We start from the raw sequence: 2,783 nt of genomic DNA on the forward strand, positions 1-2,783 counted from the left end.
GTCTTCTTCTGTTTATTATAGCCATGCCAGGGACTGCCTGTCCAAATGATTCAGCCGCATTTTGACATTTTGTATAATCTGTATTAACATCTCTAATACAAATGATACTTTATTGCTAGGGGTGATCCAATGATTATGACGCTCGACTACAACAGTGATATACCGATCTACGTCCAGCTCCGCAACCAAATTGTCATCGGAATTGGCGTAGGCGGACTCAATTATGGGGAGAAATTGCCAACGGTAAGACAGCTCGCTGATGATTTAGGGGTAAATGCCATGACCGTGAACAAAGCCTATGCCCTTCTCAAAAACGAGGGATACATATCTATTGATCGCCGTCATGGGGCCAAGGTACGCACCGAATGGAGCAAGCAARCCGATTTTAGCCAAAAGCTGGAGCATGAATTAAAGCTTGTTATTTCTGAGGCTAGTCTCAAAGGTATCGAGCAAGAACAATTTATGCACATTTGCTCGAACATCTTTAAAGCCGCAATGAGCAAAAATCATCCCCTGCCAGAATAGGAGACCTTTCATGAACAATATTATTTTAATCGTTCCAGCAGCTATTGCCTACATCACTATTCTTGTTATGTTTTTGAAGCAAGCCGTACCAAGCAATCATATATTGTTTGGCGTTACGTTTCCTGCACATGCCTTCGAGGATGCAGAAATGAAGCAGCTTCAAGAAAAATATAAAAAATCATATTTTTCGTATGCTGGCATTACGTTAATAACCTTAGTGCCTTTTTTCCTGCTCGATAAATACTTTTCATTAGCCTTTACTTACATGCTGCTTTGGTTTGCAATTTTTTTGTATACATCCAAACTTCCTTTCAACAAAATCCATCATAAAGCCGCTGCTCTCAAACGGGATAAACAATGGTTTGTCGGAGAAAAACGAGTGATCCGTATCGATACCAAAGTAACGCAGCTCAAAAAATCGATGCTTGTTTCTCCCTATTGGTTCCTAATTCCTGCTCTATTATCTGTCGTCCCAATTATCGTTTCCTTGTTTAACAGCGACGTTCTCTTAAAAATGACCGGGATTGCCTCACTTGCGATGACAGCGATCTTATTCGTCATTTACACTGCCTTTGGCAAAATGAAGACGAAGGTATACAGCAAAAACCACGACATCAACGCCGCTATTAACCGCGCAGCACGTCGTTATTGGTCCATGCTTTGGCCTAGCCTTGCTGTTTTTGAGAGCATTAATGCTTTTGTTGCCTATATGATTTTAACACAGGGGAGCTCGCTAAGCTTTACGCAGTGGATGATTGGTATTGTCATGGTATCCCTCTTGCCGCTGTGCAGCATCTTTTTTGTACATAACAAGATACAGGCGGTTGAAGAAAGCCTTGCCGAAACAGACGGCCAAAGTATTGTAGCCGATGACGACCACTACTGGATTAATGGCTCTACTTACTACAACCCGGATGATCAAACGATCATGGTTCCTAAGCGTGTTGGAATTGGAACAACGGTCAATATGGCAACCCGGGCTGGAAAATGGATTCAATACGGCGGCATCGTGCTTGCCCTTGTGATCGTCATTCCTTTGACTGCTTTTATTGTGCAATCTGACAATACGGCTCCTACTCTAACTATTAAAGAGGACGGTATCGTGTCCATCGATTATCCTTTATATGATTACAGCTTTAATTTAAGTGACGTTAAGGGAATTGCGCTTGAAGAAACGCTCCCAAGCGGATTTAGAACAAATGGCACAGCGACAGCGGAATATGCCCGCGGCAACTTTTCCTTAGAGAAGCTGGGTGCTGCCAAGCTATATGTATTTAAAAACTCACCGCCGTACATAACCATGCAGCTTGACGGCTTAACCGTTATTTTTAATGAGAAAGACGCCGCCAGAACGAAGGAGCTTTTCGAACAACTAACGGCTAGTAAGCTTTAATGCTAATACGGTACTCAACTGCTGTTATGTTCGTGCTATTAGAACGCGTCTCCACCATACACGAATTGATCCAGAGATGCTAAAGAGTGCTCGTTCAGAGGGGTGGAGTTGTCAAAATAAAGCACTGAGGATGCTGGAATGTTCCATTTCAGCTCTCTCCTCACTAAAGACGGACTAAACTCGCTCCAGTTGTCCAGCTTATACTGATCGAGTATAGATCCCCTTTGCACAATTCGTTCATAATGCACCTTGTCGTCACGGAGATAAACGAATACGACCTTTACCTCAACGTCTGATAAAGAGGCCCCGATTGCGAAGAGCTCCTGCTCAATCCAGTCCGGGGTCTCTGTTTCTTTCGTGAAGGGCCCGATTACAAATATATCGCCGTCATTAGCAATATTCTCAAGTGCAGCATCCATCGTAATGCGATAACCTAAATCGCGGCACAGTTTCTTATAGAGATTTGAATCCCGGTCATTCGGATCAAGTCCTGCCTGCGTCATGAGCGCAACAGCTGCCGGCCTAAGCACCGTATCCATATCTATAATGGCCACACTGCGCCTCTTCGCCAGCGCTTTTGCCAATGTCGTCTTGCCTGCTCCTGCACCGCCTACAAAAAATACTAATTTGCGCATCGCGAACCCCTCATCATTATTAATGTCTTATTCATAACAAAAAAACACCCTGCATTGCAAGGTGTTTTGGATGTGTAAAATTGGAGCGGAAGACGGGAATCGAACCCGCGACCCTCGCCTTGGCAAGGCGATGCTCTACCGCTGAGCCACTTCCGCATATAAATGGCTGGGGATTCAGGGATCGAACCTGAGAATGACGGAGTCAAAGTCCGTTGCCTTACCGCTTGGCT

3 protein-coding genes and 1 tRNA gene are annotated in these 2,783 nt (G+C 44.3%); 2 read left to right on the forward strand and 2 right to left on the reverse strand.

Annotation, left to right across the window (positions count from 1 at the left end; genetic code table 11):
• Nucleotides 1–129: 129 nt before the first annotated feature.
• Nucleotides 130–525 carry a GntR family transcriptional regulator gene (locus tag AB4Z17_RS32995; RefSeq protein ID WP_441964630.1) on the forward strand — a complete coding sequence of 132 codons (396 nt, stop codon included), beginning with the start codon at nucleotides 130–132 and terminating at the stop codon, nucleotides 523–525.
• 10 nt (nucleotides 526–535) lie between these two features.
• Entirely contained in the window at nucleotides 536–1,918 is a 1,383-nt protein-coding gene (locus tag AB4Z17_RS33000) for a DUF5808 domain-containing protein (RefSeq protein ID WP_441964632.1), read from the forward strand.
• A gap of 38 nt (nucleotides 1,919–1,956) precedes the next feature.
• Here the strand turns inward: AB4Z17_RS33000 and AB4Z17_RS33005 are convergent, their stop codons facing one another.
• Entirely contained in the window at nucleotides 1,957–2,553 is a 597-nt protein-coding gene (locus AB4Z17_RS33005) for an AAA family ATPase (RefSeq protein WP_441964634.1), read from the reverse strand.
• An 81-nt stretch (nucleotides 2,554–2,634) separates the two neighbouring features.
• Nucleotides 2,635–2,709, reverse strand: a tRNA-Gly gene (locus AB4Z17_RS33010).
• Nucleotides 2,710–2,783: the final 74 nt, after the last annotated feature.

The sequence above is a fragment of the Paenibacillus sp. TAF43_2 genome (genome assembly GCF_052113545.1).
Taxonomy (GTDB): domain Bacteria; phylum Bacillota; class Bacilli; order Paenibacillales; family Paenibacillaceae; genus Pristimantibacillus.

What these genes read in the sequence shown, in the direction of transcription:
- AB4Z17_RS33005 (WP_441964634.1), bottom strand. Translation starts at nt 2,553, where the DNA reads ATGCGCAAATTAGTATTTTTTGTAGGCGGTGCAGGAGCAGGCAAGACG.
- AB4Z17_RS33000 (WP_441964632.1), top strand. Translation starts at nt 536, where the DNA reads ATGAACAATATTATTTTAATCGTTCCAGCAGCTATTGCCTACATCACT.